A 15,486-nucleotide genomic window follows, 5' to 3' on the forward strand; every position below is an offset into this window, starting at 1 on the left:
CCACTATATAAAGCTTTATCTGTATCCTATCTGCCATCTCCAACACGTACACCGGCTATCCTTATGTTGACTTCCTCAACGCTCAGTCCTGTCATGGTCTCTATAGCCTGCTTGACCTTATCCTGAACCTGACCTGATACTGATGGTATGCTGTACTCGTACAGAACCTCTATCGCAATATCAACCTTTACCTTGCCAGGAAGAAGCTCTACCTTAACGCCCTTTGCAGGGTTCTTCTTTCCGAACTTTGAGGCAAGCTCATTTGGAAGGTTGCCTGTAAGTCTGTATACACCTTCAACCTCTCCGGCTGCAAGCCCTGCTATGATAGCCACTACGTCATCCGCTATCTGAACTTTGCCCAGAGAATTGCTCTCTTCTATATTGTAAGAATTATCCTGAACCGCGCTGCCTTCAATCACGATATCATCATTCAACTTATCACTCATGGTCATACCTCCCGTTTCGTATGGGTTATTTGAATCTTATTATAATCTGAAGGCAGCTATTTTGCAAGTATATGCGATTCACGGCTTATCCTTCCGCTGTCTATTTGCCACCCATGACAGATATTGCAACACTGCTTATATCATACCCTGTTTTTCGGATAACTATGTCCTCTATCTGTGCTCTCTCGGTATCCGACAGCGATTCCACATTCAGCGACACGTCAACAGCCTCATCACTTATCGTCACTATGGCATCGCTATACCCCTTTGCCGCCAGAACTGTCTCGACATCTGTCTCCTTCTCTATGGTATCGTTCAGCTTCACATATGTATCTGTCGCCTCCTTCTTTGCCGAATCGCTGAGTGCCTCATCACCTATCACATCCATCAGAGCTTCCTTGCTCCTTGATCTGCTCTGCTCACGGTTCAACTTTGCCGCCGCCATATTGCTTGTCACCTGTGCACTGGTGAGTACAGCGTCACCGATCTCATCCTCCTGGCCATTGAGCTCCACATCCTCGGTCTGGCCATTCTCATCCTTCACCGCCTGTGAGTTCTCATTTTCCGCCATGGACGAGAGATCCTCATAGTTGATCACCTCCACCTGTTTTTTGTCAGTTTTTTCCTTCTTCTTGTCCTTTCCTGCATCCGCAAAGCTCATGTAACCGGCCACCCCTATCATAACTGCAAGTGCGATGACCGCCAGTCTGTTCTTTCCACTGAATTTCTTCATAGTCCCTCCACATTAATTTGCTTCTAATATCACAATCTTATGCGTCGGCACGTCAAATAATGCCTGCACTGCATTCGTTATCTTCAGCGTTGTATCGCCATTTTCCGCCCCCTTGCAAATGATAACCACACCCTCGGTCTCCGGCTCCCTGTACCTGACCACATACGGCGAGCTCCCACTGCCCTCACTCACCATGACCGTCTCCTCCGACACGCTTCTCTGGCTGCTGTCGCCGTTCTCACTGGAACTGCTTCCGGAGTCCTTGAGTGCTATGTTCTCACCGCTGTCCTTGACCGTTATCATCACTCTCACATCCGATATTCCGTCCACCTGCTCAAGCACTGATGTGAGTCTCTCCTCCATATACTCCACATAATCCGTGGTATCCCCTGACATATTCCGGTCATTTCCGCCGGTCACATCCGCGTCTGTCTCATCGGACTGTCCGGTCCATCCGCTCTTTAGGTCATTTTTATCAGTCTTGCTGTTATTTGCCGGCCACACAACTATCATCAGACAAATCCCTGACAGCAAAATGAGCAGCAACTTGTATAATCTGTTGTTGCTGCTCTTCAATATATTCATGATCCCCGATATTCCCTTTTTCTTAGAATCCTCCACTACAGTCCCTCCTGCATATGATCTGTATTGCCCCTCCTGATGGTAATCCTGTTCTCATCAACACCATATTCCTCTGACACTGCGGATCTCAGTCCGTCTGTGTCTACTTTATCAGACTGTATGTATATCTCCATGCTGTCTATCCCAAGCTCCTCCCCGGTGACTATACGCACCACCGCATCGGCATTACAATTGTCAGATATAAACCGCTCCACTACCTCCTCCATGGCCCTGACATACATCTCATCATCGCCCTCGGCCACGTCCATTCCAAGCGATTCACTGTATGTATTGAACTCTATCCTGTCCGCATACCCAAGCCAGCCTATGACAGGATTTATCACGACCATCATCATGACAAATCCCACAGCCGACTGGACATATCTGCGCATCTTCGGATCCGGGGCAATATACAGCACGACAGAAAAAAGTATACTGCACACAACTATATTTTTCAGCCACTCAGCAAGCATGCACATCCTCCATCCGTTCTATGATATGTTCACCGACATCAGGGCTATGCTTATGATGAACATCATCACGCTTATTCCGCACGCCCTCAGCATCAGCTCCACTGTCTCCGCCATGATGCCTGCTGCCTCGGCATATCTTTTGTCTCCGACCGGCTGCACCACCGCGGCGATGAACCTTAATATGAACATGATGACGATTATCTTGATCATTGGCACTGCGGCCAGTATGACTATCATGATCGTACACGCCATCCCCATACAGTTTCTGATAAACTCTCCTGTGCTCACCATCACACTGATGACAGCGCTCACCGTGGACATACCTGCACCTTTTCCCAATGTCCTGAGTATGCCATTTCTTGAAAGCCTGTCCATGGACGGTGCTATCATGCTCTTGACCACATTTATCCCGGTTACCACCGCAAACATTGTCCGCATTCCCCACACCGCCAGGCTCTTCATAAGCCCCGCCATCCGGGAGAAATAATCCTCGCTTCCAAGATTATTTATGAGTGCTATGAGCCCGCCGCATTTGATGAGGGGGAGTATGAACTTTATTATCACATTCTGGCAAATGTATATCACCAGGATTATGACCGACTGTGAATATCCGGCACTCTCCGGGCCGCTCACATATAACACAGACGAGGCATACATGGGATAGAACGCTTTCATGAACTCCGTGACATCTCCTATGGTGTCCTGCACGATGGACTGCACTAGGACGAAATCCCCCAGCAGCAGCGATAACAACACCATGTATGTAACCATGAAACCATGGGCGGATACATACTCGCCCATATTTCCCGCAAGCTGGGCAAATGTACTTCCGAGCACGATCACCGCTATGATCTGCAGCGCCAGCCCCCTGCTTGTCCTGACCTCGTATATGACACTGTCGGAAAACACTTTTAGTGCCATGTCTATGGTGGAATCCACGTCACCACTCTTTAGGGACTCGTATATGTCGTAGAAGGTCACGTCGGATTTGTCTTTTGTGATCTCATTGAGGCTTCCGATGACGGAGTCGTCCTCCAATATATCTGAGTTAATATCAGAGTCACTTTCCGTGGTATTTTCCTTTTCATTCTCAGCATAAAATTCTGGACAATATTTGATATCTGTATCATATGATTCAACTTTACTCTCATTACACACATTTGCCGCATCAGGCACTGACACCCCCATAAAGAGCATCAGCACCACCACTATCAAATTACCCCTCAACTATGGTCACCACCAGATCTATAACTCCCATGAGTATGGGCATACTGAGCAAAATAAGAGTTATCTTTCCCGCCATCTCCACCTGGGATGCCATGGCATTGCAGCCGGCATCTTTGCAGATATCTGATGAAAATCGGCATATATACGCTATACCTATCATTTTCAGGATCACGTCTATATATGAAATATTCACCGACACGTACGCAGTCAGCCTGTCTATGTACGAAGCTATAAGTCTGAACCTGCTCACCACAAAATACATGAGCATCACACACCCGGCTATGGACAACACGATCCCGTACCCGGAATCCAGTTCTTTTATCTTCACCGCTATCAGAACCACGATCACCGCAGCCAGAGAAACCGCCATGAGATTCATCATTTACCCCCACATCTACTCTCATTTATTGTCCTATATTTACAATATCCATGATCTCGTTGAACAGGTCACTTATGTACGGGATAACCCAGGAAAGCACAATGATGAGTCCCGCCAGATTGAGCAGATAGGCGTGCTCCTCCTTGCCTGAATGTTTTAGTATCTGGTTGAGCAGTGCCACCAGAATTCCCACTGCACCTATTTTTAGAAGTATCTGGATCGTCATCGTCTCTCCCTCTTAACCTACATGAGCAATATAACTATGAATACGCCTCCAAGCAGCCCAAGTGAATTGGCAAGCCTCTTTATCCCGGAACTTCTGGCGCGTTCCCGCTGGTATCTGTCCGTAATTATATCTTCCACAAGATTTATCCTTGAGAGCTGTGCCTCAACGTCCATATCTCCCATTATCTTTCCAAGCCTGTCCACATCCGCCAGCACCTCCAAGCTCAAGGCACTGTCCCGCCTCAGCATCGCCAGTGAGTCTGTCCACAATTCTGCAAATGGCCTGTCCCTGTTCTTCTCAGACATCTCCGCCAGACCGTTCACCCATTTACCAACATTTCCCTTGAGACGCTTTGCACTGTCGGCGAGTATCTCCGGGAGCTCCGATCCGGCATACATGATCTGCCCCTTGAACAGTTGTATGAAGAGCAGCATTTCCTCCATCTCCTTCACCATGCACCCATGCAACTGCCCTATGGCATGTCCCACCATAAATGAGGCATATACGATCAGACAGCCTCCTATCGCCTTAACCATGTCCTGCCTCCCATCTAATCGTACCAGCACAGCCGGTTGCCCTGGCCGTCAAATATATCAGAGATCTGTCCCGCCTTGTCGCCTCCAAGCACGACATACCTCTCAAAAACCCTATTCTCCACAAGACGCCTTATCCCTGCCCTGTCTCTCACATCATCCATAGAATAGCCATGTGCAGTAGCAAGCAGACGGCATCCGCAGTTTATCACGCCGAAAATGGCATCGACATCCTGCTGCCCTCCTATCTCATCGACCGCTATGAGATCAGGCGCCATGGTTCGAACCAGCATCATCATTCCTGAAGCTTTTGGACAGCAGTCAAGAACATCAGTCCTCATGCCGACATCATTCTGCGGAACACCCTTGTAGCACGCCGCTATCTCCGATCTCTCATCAACCACACCAACTGTCATTCCTCCGTCTGACACTACTCTTATGATGTCCCTGAGCAGTGTGGTCTTGCCGTGACACGGAGCGGACACTATGAGCGTGTTCATCAGCTTGCCATCACCGTATATGTATGGCAGGACATCACCGCTGCATCCCTTGATCTCATGTGCCACCCTGATATTTAGAAATGATATGTGTCTGATGCATTTGATCCTTGTTCCATCGAGTATGATCTTGCCCGCAACTCCTACCCTGTGTCCACCGCACACGGTGATAAAGCCCTGACGTATCTCATCCTCATAGGCATACAGGGAATGATTGCAGATACATTCCAGAGTGTCGTTCACATCCCTGGCAGTCACTATGTACGCATCCTTCATATTACAGGTTCTTGATCCGCAGGAATCAACATATATCTCCGAGTCCTCGTATCTAAGTATAAAGGGACTATTCACCCTCAGACGTATCTCCCACAGTCTCCCATAATCAAGCCTCAGCTTCTCAACCATGCACCTGATCCTGACGGGAAGCAGATGCAATATATCTTCTCCACACATATGTATCGTCCTTCTTCTATATAACACTGTCTGTACAGCTACATAAAAAGTATATTCAGAGGGTGGGGAGGTTAGAACCTTTGGTTGCTTACAGCGCAAAAAAGTCCCGGCGATTCAAATATCCTGAATCACCGGGACTCTTATTCTTCTTATATGTTATCGTAGGTAGTTATATCCTAATGCTGGTAACAATTATTATACTCTTGAAAGATACTCGCCAGTACGTGTATCGATCTTGATCGTGTCACCCTCGTTAACGAAGAGAGGTACTGATACCTGTGCGCCTGTCTCAACTGTACATGGCTTTGTTGCACCTGTAGCTGTATCACCCTTAACACCTGGCTCGCACTCTGTGATAACAAGCTCAACGAAGAGAGGTGGCTCTACAGCAAATACGTTGCCATTGTGTGAACAGATCTTACACATCTCGTTCTCCTTAACGAACTTAAGTGAATCACCTATAGCTGCTGAGCTGATAGGAATCTGATCATATGTCTCTGGATCCATGAAGTAATAAAGATCTCCGTCATTGTACAGATACTGCATGTCCTTTCTCTCGATGTGAGCCTTCTCACACTTCTCTGTTGGACGGAATGACTTCTCTACAACACCGCCACTCTTGATGTTCTTAAGCTTTGTTCTAACGAAAGCTGCACCCTTTCCTGGCTTAACGTGCTGGAACTCTATAATCTGATAAATATTTCCTTCGAATTCGATTGTAACGCCGTTTCTAAAATCGCCTGCTGAGATCATCTCTGCCATAACTATCTTATCCTCCTTAAAGATATAAACTTCTTGTCACATTTTATAATATATGAAATAAATTTTCAACTATTTTTTACCATACCATCAACCTTTATCAGGTAAGTCTACGTTTCTGCGCTTTCTACTGTCGTATATACACAGCAATACAAACGCACATACTCCCACGGCACTCACGATGGCGCCCGGTATAAGACCGGCTGTATGATACCTGAGTTCTATATCGTGATAGCCGCCACTACTAAATCTCTATCAACTTCTTCTCTGATCCGGTAAGATTCCTGTAACCATCCTCCGTCACAACAACCAGATCCTCTATCCTGACACCAAACTGTCCAGGAATATAGATTCCCGGTTCAACTGTTATGACCATGCCAGGTTTCAATATGTCATCACACTTAGGTGAAAATCTCGGATTCTCGTGTATAAACAATCCCACCGAATGTCCAAGTCCATGTCCAAAGCAATCTCCATATCCGGCATCGGCTATTATACGTCTAGCAACAGCATCAACATCGTTACATCTGACTCCTGGTTTTATCATATTCATAGACTCCGTCTGAGCCTTGAGTACCGTATCATACACATATTTCATTGAATCAGATGCCTTTCCTATTGCTACGGTTCTGGTCATATCTGAACAATACCCCTCATATATACAGCCAAAATCCATAGTGAGAAAGTCCCCCTTATTCAGAGTCTTATCCGTAGGAATAGCATGCGGCATGGATGAATTCATTCCAGATGCAGCTATGGTGTCAAAACTCAAGCCTTCCGCACCATTTTTCTTCATATGATACTCCAGTTCAAGCGCAACATCCTTCTCTGTAATGCCAGATCTGAGATATTCCAGTATATGTGAAAATGCCTTGTCTCCTATTGACTCCGCTGTATGGATATTCTCGATCTCCTCATCTGTCTTTATCTCTCTTAAGGAATCCAGCCTACCATCAAGACTTATCCATTCCACACCCGATATTCCTGCTGAGAACTCCGAATACTCTCTATAGCTGATGCTAAGATTCTCAAATCCAACTCTCAGATTCCCAGAATTTTTTCTCTGTCCATCAAGAATAGATGAAATACACGCAACATATCCTTTTCCAGCAATATCTGCAGATTCATATCCTTCACACTCGCGCAGGACCTGCTCCGTATATCTCGAATCCGTTATGACTGTCTTACCTGATCCTGCCAGAACTATAACGCCCTCTCCGCGATACGATGCTATATATCTCATGTTGTACCTGTCAGTGATCAATATCGCATCAAGATTCATCTCATCTATTATCCTTCTGACCTTTTCATAAGCAATTGCTGTGTCCATAACCATCATCTCCCACCTTCTATATAAGAACTTATTTCCTGTACTATCTCATCTATTTCAATTCCTGTAACCGGAACTATGATATCAGCGGCAGCTTCATACACCGGTCCTCGCTGTCCCATAAGTTCCCTCACTCTCTGATCTACATTTTCTCCCTGCAGAAGAGGTCTGGTCGTATCTCCCGCAAGTCGCCTTACTACCTCCTCAGGCTTAACGTCCAGATATATGATCCTGCCCATTCGCCTGAGTTCATCCACATTCGCCTGTCTCATAGGCAGTCCGCCTCCAGTGGATATAACCGTATGTGACAGCCGGCTGTTCAATTCCTTAAGAGTATCTGTCTCAAGCTGTCTGAAATACTCTTCCCCCTTCTCGGCAAATATCTGCTTTATACTGCAGCCTGCCTTCTCCTCTATATAAGAATCTACATCAAGCAGATCAAATCCAAGCTTATCCGCGAGCACCCTGCCAACGGTTGTCTTTCCACACCCCATAAAGCCTATCAGGATAACATTATCCCTGACCGACTGCAGCAATCTGTCGTACACAATATCAGCAACATCCTCCGATATGGATATATCATTCCAGAGCTCATATGCAATTATTCCCTGATAAAGGAGCATACGCAAACCATTGTACGCCAATGCTCCAGCCTGTCTGCAAAGCTTCATAAACCTTGTCTCAAACGGATTATATATGAGATCGATTCCCACACTGACTCTGTCGTAAAAATGTGGATCATCGATAACTACCGCCTCATTGTTCGGTGCCAGACCTATCGATGTGGACTGGAATACCACGAACTTATCATCTACATTCTCCTGCAGTAACTGTCCATAATCACCAAGTCTCATGGCAGTCATAGTCTCTCTGCCGAAATGTCCATTCATATCCTCTGCTATAGTCTCTGCCTTATCAATTGTTCTGTTTAGAATAAATACCTTATCCGCACCCTTATTCATGCACATATATGCCACAGCTCTCGCTGCACCGCCCGCTCCAAGTATGATAATCTTCTTACCATCAAGCTCCACTCCGTAGGACTCCAGTTCTCTGGACAGCCCCATCATATCTGTGTTATATCCCTTATAACCGTTTGCAGTCCTGACAAGAGTGTTGACCGCACCTATTGCCGCTGCCCCATCATCTATATCCACAAGTGAAGCCATTACCTCATTCTTGTGAGGTACAGTGGCGTTCATTCCCAATATATTCAGTTCAAACGCTCCCTTTACAGCATCCGCCAGCCCCTCCTTATGGGTATGGAACGGCACATACACCTCATTGATTTCCAATATATCGCTGAGTGTGTTATGTATAAGCGGTGACATGGTGTGCTGAACCGGATCACCAAGCAAACCCAATAATCTTGTCTTTCCATTTATCTCCATATGTATCTCCATCCTTCAGTCTCTTATTTTGAACAGAGTCAGTATAACACAAAAAGAAACCGGAGTATATAACCACCCCGGTTTCTATATTTATTGCTATTATTTATACTATATACGCATTATGCAAATACATTCTTCTTCTCGGCAATGAAATCTCCAAGTGCCGGAACGTCTATAGTATTGTCTGTCAGGTCGAACAATGGATCTGCGGCCTTAACCTTGATCATTGTATATACAGGAACTGTCTTGCCCTGGTAATATACCTCCACAACGATGTATGTGTAATTTCCACCATATGGTGCATAACACGAATCATCAGGTGTAAGGGCTGTACCATTGCCATTTCTCACAATATCCTTTATATCGCCTGCAATTGATGTTAACTTGGCTGTACCAATCTTATCGTATGACTTAATCATCTTATCAGTATTCTCTGTATAGCTTGGTCTGATTGAGTAATCGGAATCATCGTAATCCAGATCATAGTAAATGTTAACCTTTGTTACCTTTGTCTTCTCCGGAATTCCAATCTTATAATCAAACTCAGGATCATCTGTCTTTGAGTCAACCTCACTTACATATACAGTCTTTCCTGATGAAGCAAGTGCCTCTGCATCCTTTGGAAGCTCATCCTCTGCAGCCCATGTCTGCTTTGGATCGTAACACTTGATAGTTGGCATCTCTGGTACTGCTGATGCACTGTTTACAATAACGTTGATGAACAGCTTTCTCTCATCATTGTTTCTTGTACGTCTACCTGTAACTGATGAATGTCCGGCACCACAATATGTGATCGCACCACTGCCATAAGCTGTAGTGTAGATGAAGTAAGCCTCCATTGCATCTCCAGGATCCGCTGCATACTTTGATGAACGCATCTTACTGTTCGATGAGTTATTTGAACCTGCAAGAGTATACCATACTGTTATGTTGTCACTCTCAAGATCAAGTGCAAATGCCTGCTGATGTGTACCCGATATGTTCAGTGATGAACTTATGTTGTATGGATACAATGTTACAAGACCTGAGTTAAGCTGTGTAGCCTTAACTGTCTCAGCACAAGCTGACTGATCCTGGTTTGAAGCCTGTGACCAGGCTGTTGCTGCCTTATATGACTCCTGTGCATATACATATGGAAGTGTAGTTGTTGCACCAGCCATATTACCATTGTAGTAAAGTGCTGTCATTGCAAGTGCACTTACATATACCTTCTTATCTTTTCCAAGATATGGCTGCCAGTATGCGTTCTTCTCAACAAATACATCCATAATGTTAGAATTCATACTGTTCAGTAATCCTTCGCCTGCAGTAGGATTATTTGCATATGGTGTCAGGTAATACAAGCTGCTATCCGGTGATGTATATGTCACATCATCGACTGTTCCATCTGCTGTGTATGTAACATCCAGTGTACTTGTATTAACAGAAGCCTTGCTGTAAGAAACACTCTTAACGTTATACTTACCAAGCTTAAGCGGATTGTCATACTTGACAACATTGTCTGTTACATCAACATGGAATCTGTTCATTCCTACTACTGATATAAGTGACTTTGTAAGATTAACTGCACCTGCATTTGCATATGGTGACATTGAATCGTGGAAGAAGAACAAATCTCCTCCTGCTGATACATAGTCAAGTATGTACTGACATGTTTCCTTCTTGAAGTCAACCTTAAATCCACCAAATGAATCCGATGGTCCAAGAACAAGTATTGAGTACATGTTCTTCATAAAGCTCTTACCATATGAACGTCTGAGGTAAGTATTGTACTTATCCTTTGCCTCAAGCTCTGCGTTCTTTGCTGTCACATAATCTGAATAATACTTAGCAAAATCAGCTCCGAAATCATCTGACATCTTTCCTGCTTTGAAGTCACCCTCACAGTGATTCATTGTGTTGTACTTTGGCCAGAATATCAGATAATAATCGCCTGTATCCTGCATATACTGAAGGACTTTCTTTGTCTCTGCATTGCTTGTCCTGAAATTATTGATAAATGTACTGTAATTTGTAGTTCCTGTGTATTTACCATCAATATAGTCTATTGCATTCTTGAGATAGTTATCAAGAATCTTCTTTGGCGTTGCAACCTTTGCTGACGCTGCTGAATATTCTGTAAGTGCAACAGCGGCAAGGCTCTCGTACTCTTCCTGACTATGTCCATCAACCTTCTCACCCTTGGCAAGCTTCTCAGCCTCTTCTACCATAGTATCAAGGCAATCATACTGAGCATCCACTCCATCACCTGTCTTGAATGAAGCTCTATCACTTGAAGCAACCACAAGATCAAGATTTATGTCATAATCCTCTGAAAGCTCATCTGCAAGATTTGAATAATAATCATCCGCATCTGTGTTTGTATCAAACTCATATACGCCGAATCTGTTTTCATGTCTTCCAAGAACTGCATACTGAGTAGTTGATGCGTTATCAAGCTCTGCCATGTTTGCAAATACATTGTACTTTGCAATCTTGTGAGCTGTCTGTGACTCAATATCAAAGTAAAGTGTATCAGTTGCTCCCCATGAGGTTGCCGTCTGTCCCTCTGCCATTGTCTGAACCTGAAGAACATTTATCTCACTCTTTGATACGTTATTATTTACTATCTTGCTGAGACCTGTAGAAGAAGCAACTATATTGCCATCCTCATCTGTTATCTCAAGATACCATGCTGCTGATCCAAAGAACTCAGAGTCAAGCGCTACTGTCAGTGATTTCTCCTGACCGTTTGTGATCTTATCCCCAAGACAATAATCACCGCCGCCCTTCTCGAACTTTGTATTCTTATCAACATCTACAAACAACTTGTAGTTATATACTGACTTATCACCATCAACCTGGAATGTAAACTGTAATCTGTTGGACTTGATATAAGTCTGCTGTATTCCCTGCTGATATGTAACTGGTTTTGTAGTGATAGTAAGTCTTGTTCTATGTGCACTTCCTGTCACCAGTCTGTTAAGAGATGCTGAAGTAGCATCATCCCAGACTACCTTGTAGTTATAATATACAGTATCTGTTCCCGGACGCTTATACCATGACTGATCCTGTACGTCTGAGTCCATATAATCAGTTTCCTTGAACTTACCTCCAGCAAGTGACTGAACACGCTTTGTCCATAAACTGTTACCGTATATTCCATCCTTATCACTTATATACTGTGTTGCATTCTTATCGAATCCCCACAGAATATTTGATCCATTTGATCCTGTATGTCTTGCATAGAGAGTATCTACCAACTGATACATTCTTGATGATGGATCGAGATAATAATTCTTTCTCTCAAGCTTTCCATCTTTATACCAATATCCCTGAAGGAGCTCAGCCTGTGAAAGCTTATCACCATTTGCATTTGTACCCTGCATATTCTCATATACGCTGGTAAGCTCATCACTTATGATCATCGGTCTGCCTGATGCCATGTATGTGAGAAGCTCCTGATACTTTGTATTTGTCAGGTCGTTACCATTCTCTGCAAGATATGTTGTTGTGTAATACTTGTCACCAACCTTTGGTGATGCAAGCATATTTGTTGATCCTGATATAGGTGCTGTATCTGGGCTATATGTAGATGCATTCATCAACTGACTGAGTGTACCTGTGTGGTAATACATGATGAATGTTGGGAATATCTGATATGTGTAACCCGACGTAGCATTACCGATATCATTCTGTCCTTTGTACATCTCCGCTGGATTTCTATCCATAGCACTTATATCGCCACCGATATATACCAGATCGTATGTCGCTGCTATATCTTCCTTCATACCAATGAGCTGCTCGGTCGAAACCTGAGTGAGCTGAATATCTCCAATGGATATACCATCGATAGCGTACGCTATCTTCGCCTTGGTAAGATCAAAATCATAATACTCTGTTCTGGCTGCCAGCTCCTGCTTGGACTTACCACTTACTACATCAGATGGAACTGTATAATAGTTTCCTGTTATTTTAGTTGCTCCATCACTTCTTGTTGTATAAGCTGTACTTACAGTATCCTGAAGTGCTGCCACCTCAAGATCAATCGGATAATCCGGCTGAATCTCAAGTACCTTGAACTTGTTATCAGAACCATCGCGATACACACTGGCATTGATAACATCAGCCACTGCCTTTGCCGATGGTGAATCAACTACCGGAATGGTTGGATCTGAATCATCGCCACTGCCATCTCCTGAGCCCTTTCCGTCACCGGCCTTAGAAGAAACTATAAAATACTGTCCACTCTCGACTGCACTGCACAGATCCTTGAATACCGCTGTGCCTATCTCCTTGTTATATGTACCCTTGTCAATAAATACAAAGTCATACTCTGAGAGATCAAGCTTATCATAAGTACCATTCATGAATACTGCCTGGGTTTCGAGATATTTGTCATGCAGACCAGTAACATACGAAACAACCTTTGCCGCATCTGAGAAATCCAGATTAGTATATACAAGATCACTCTTATACTCATAATTGAGATCTGCATTACCAACATTCTCCTGGAAATCCTGATATGTAACTACAACATTCTCATCTTCTGTTCCTGCTGCGTCTATTCTGTATGTGTATCCTGATACATTGTCCTCGTCAACTGTCTTAATATTGAAATCATACTGATAATCAGTATCACTTCCGTCAACAAGACCGGAATTATCAGCTACTCCAACCACAAGATCATCATAAGAGAACTGGTCATCACTGACATCTCCTCCAACTACAACCTTGTAGCTATATTCAGGGCTGAGTCTGTCAAAGCTGTATGTGTATACAGTCTCCATAACTGTGTTGCCATCAGCATCCTTTATCTCCTGACCATTCTCGTCAAGTTTCGGAACCTCTTTCATCTCAAGAGGAGCCTTCATAAGAATATCTACTGATGTTCCTGCCAGATTAAGCTGTGTTCCATTTTCTACTACAAGATATGCATACATATCTGCTGCTGGATCCACTGCATCACCTGCATCATCAGTACATCTCACTGTACCGGAAACTGACTTTGTCTTGACATCCTTATAGTATGATGTTGCAAAGTTGACATTCTTAAATGCCTTACCGCCATTGGTCATCGCCTCTACAAGATCGGCACTGTCAATGAGATAAACATCAGCACCACTTGGCACATATCTTGAAAGACCTGTACCACTGCTTGAAGTACCATTCGCATACATATGTCCTGTCAGATCGCTGTTTGGAGCCTTCTGTACAGATTCCCATGTATTTGTCTTCGCATTGAATGTGTAATCAGCAGAAGCCATGTCTCCACGTGTAGCACTGCTATTCTTCTCTGTGATTTCACTGAACATTGCACTGCCGGCTCCGTCCTCTGAAATCACAAGTATCTTGGCATTATCAAAGTTCCACGACTTTCTGTCTCCTGTAAGACCTGATCTTGAACCAGCCTTATCATATGTGGAATCCTTGATATTATCCGGTATGTTACCATCAAGGAAATCAAGTATTGATACACCCTCATACCACTTATAGTATGTTCCATAGTTAAGGTAATCGCTACCACCCTCGCTGGCTTTTCTCTCTGCCTGAAGAATAAAGTCAGAGATCGTCTTTGTTGTCTTGTTTATATCAGGAGTCGTCTTGTTATCATCTGCCTCCTGATAAAGTGTCTTAAAGAAATCCGGCTCTGTAACAAGGACATTATCATATCTTGCCACAGCACCCTTGGTGATCAGCTTGTATGCAAGTGCACCCATTCTGTAATCATCATTATTTCCTGTTATAAGCTCTGGCTCTGATGTACACAGAGTTCCTGTACACAATGCTATAGGATGTGAGTTTGCTGTAGCATACGCATCCAGCCAGTTATACAGATCCTCGCTTATATCATTTGATGTGCTGGCATAATCACTGGCACCATTTGCCCAAATATATATGAAATCCGCCTGATTGAGGATTCCCTGGGCTGTTGTATCCATGCTGTTCAGCTCGCTGACTGTACAAGTTGTAAGAGTCACCGCACCGGCAGCCATGTTATCGCTTATCGTCTTATATCCATTGAACACTGCAAGTCTGAAATACTCACCTGCATATACATATCTCCAAAGATATGTTGTTGAATCGTATCCTGTCAGCTTCTTCGCATCACCTGAAAACTTGCTATCAGTGACGGTTTCCTTCAGCTTCTCATCCATATCTGCATTACCACTATATGAATCAGGTACTATCTGGACGATTCTGAATTTGTCCTCTCCTGTCTGTTTCTTGCCAGCATCGTTGGAGTTCTTGACTGCCAGATCGATATTGGACAATCCTGTCAGACTTGTAGATTTGCTTCCGCTGCCGTTCGCATCACTCAGGGAAGCCTGAGAATCGGAGTTAGCCAGTGTATAATTCACAAATATAGAGCTGACTACAAGTGCGAATATAATAGCTATAGATGATAAGACTATTTTTTTATTCTTAAACACTGTAT

The 15,486-nt window shown here is 44.1% G+C and carries 13 protein-coding genes; all 13 read right to left on the minus strand.

Annotation, left to right across the window (positions count from 1 at the left end; genetic code table 11):
* Positions 1 to 26: 26 nt before the first annotated feature.
* Positions 27 to 446 carry an Asp23/Gls24 family envelope stress response protein gene (locus DXB91_RS01770; RefSeq protein WP_015533560.1) on the minus strand — a complete coding sequence of 140 codons (420 nt, stop codon included), beginning with the start codon at positions 444 to 446 and terminating at the stop codon, positions 27 to 29.
* A 100-nt stretch (positions 447 to 546) separates the two neighbouring features.
* Complete coding sequence (locus tag DXB91_RS01775) at positions 547 to 1,179, minus strand: SpoIIIAH-like family protein (protein WP_015533561.1); 633 nt, start codon at positions 1,177 to 1,179, stop codon at positions 547 to 549.
* A 12-nt stretch (positions 1,180 to 1,191) separates the two neighbouring features.
* Entirely contained in the window at positions 1,192 to 1,800 is a 609-nt protein-coding gene (locus DXB91_RS01780) for a stage III sporulation protein AG (RefSeq protein WP_022216696.1), read from the minus strand.
* Positions 1,800 to 2,273: a stage III sporulation protein AF gene (locus DXB91_RS01785; RefSeq protein ID WP_015533562.1), complete on the minus strand. Its 474-nt coding sequence runs from the start codon at positions 2,271 to 2,273 to the stop codon at positions 1,800 to 1,802. Before DXB91_RS01785 ends, DXB91_RS01780 begins: the two co-directional genes overlap by 1 nt.
* Before the next feature lie 18 nt (positions 2,274 to 2,291).
* Complete coding sequence (locus tag DXB91_RS01790; RefSeq protein ID WP_147343965.1) at positions 2,292 to 3,500, minus strand: stage III sporulation protein AE; 1,209 nt, start codon at positions 3,498 to 3,500, stop codon at positions 2,292 to 2,294.
* Positions 3,490 to 3,879: a stage III sporulation protein AD gene (gene spoIIIAD, locus DXB91_RS01795; protein ID WP_022216698.1), complete on the minus strand. Its 390-nt coding sequence runs from the start codon at positions 3,877 to 3,879 to the stop codon at positions 3,490 to 3,492. The genes DXB91_RS01790 and spoIIIAD overlap by 11 nt, the downstream gene beginning before the upstream one ends.
* Positions 3,880 to 3,904: 25 nt before the next feature.
* Complete coding sequence (gene spoIIIAC, locus DXB91_RS01800) at positions 3,905 to 4,105, minus strand: stage III sporulation protein AC (RefSeq protein WP_015533564.1); 201 nt, start codon at positions 4,103 to 4,105, stop codon at positions 3,905 to 3,907.
* A gap of 17 nt (positions 4,106 to 4,122) precedes the next feature.
* Positions 4,123 to 4,641, minus strand: a complete 519-nt coding sequence (locus DXB91_RS01805) for a stage III sporulation protein AB (RefSeq protein WP_015533565.1) — start codon at positions 4,639 to 4,641, stop codon at positions 4,123 to 4,125.
* Between the two features lie 14 nt (positions 4,642 to 4,655).
* A complete protein-coding gene (gene spoIIIAA / locus DXB91_RS01810; protein ID WP_117548748.1) occupies positions 4,656 to 5,588 on the minus strand; it encodes a stage III sporulation protein AA in 933 nt (310 codons plus the stop codon).
* A gap of 195 nt (positions 5,589 to 5,783) precedes the next feature.
* The gene (gene efp, locus DXB91_RS01815; protein WP_055144922.1) at positions 5,784 to 6,341 is read right to left on the minus strand and encodes an elongation factor P; all 558 of its coding nucleotides are present in this window, start codon (positions 6,339 to 6,341) and stop codon (positions 5,784 to 5,786) included.
* 250 nt (positions 6,342 to 6,591) lie between these two features.
* Positions 6,592 to 7,683, minus strand: coding sequence for a M24 family metallopeptidase (locus DXB91_RS01820; RefSeq protein ID WP_118016678.1), 1,092 nt, complete (start codon positions 7,681 to 7,683; stop codon positions 6,592 to 6,594).
* Positions 7,683 to 9,068 carry a shikimate kinase gene (locus DXB91_RS01825; protein WP_118016801.1) on the minus strand — a complete coding sequence of 462 codons (1,386 nt, stop codon included), beginning with the start codon at positions 9,066 to 9,068 and terminating at the stop codon, positions 7,683 to 7,685. The genes DXB91_RS01820 and DXB91_RS01825 overlap by 1 nt, the downstream gene beginning before the upstream one ends.
* Positions 9,069 to 9,187: 119 nt before the next feature.
* The gene (locus tag DXB91_RS01830; protein ID WP_118016679.1) at positions 9,188 to 15,481 is read right to left on the minus strand and encodes a DUF5057 domain-containing protein; all 6,294 of its coding nucleotides are present in this window, start codon (positions 15,479 to 15,481) and stop codon (positions 9,188 to 9,190) included.
* Positions 15,482 to 15,486 lie beyond the last annotated feature (5 nt).

It is taken from the genome of Coprococcus sp. OM06-34AC (assembly GCF_003462545.1).
Classification (GTDB): Bacteria; Bacillota; Clostridia; order Lachnospirales; family Lachnospiraceae; genus Coprococcus; species Coprococcus aceti.